The following is a 236-nucleotide window of genomic DNA, read 5'->3' as shown; positions in this document are numbered from 1 at the left end:
GCCCTTGGCCGCGTCGTACATGCCTTCCCACTTGGAGATGACCAGCACCGCGAGGGCATTGCCGATCACGTTGAGGGCGGTGCGCGCCATGTCCATGATGCGGTCCACGCCGGCGATGAAGGCCAGGCCCTCGAGCGGGATGCCGACGCTGCCCAGGGTGGCGAGCAGCACCACGAAGGATACGCCCGGCACGCCGGCGATACCCTTGGAGGTCACCATCAGGGTCAGCACCAGCA

General features: G+C 67.4%; 1 protein-coding gene. It reads right to left on the bottom strand.

Annotated elements, in window-relative coordinates:
• Window positions 1-236 (bottom strand): cation:dicarboxylate symporter family transporter (locus ACLJNW_RS28475; protein ID WP_410962028.1); only part of this gene is annotated, 236 nt, incomplete at both ends.

Source organism: Salmonella sp. SAL4457 (genome assembly GCF_046548235.1).
GTDB classification, from domain to species: domain Bacteria; phylum Pseudomonadota; class Gammaproteobacteria; order Enterobacterales; family Enterobacteriaceae; genus Salmonella; species Salmonella enterica.
This window is presented reverse-complemented; position numbering and strand designations above follow the sequence as displayed.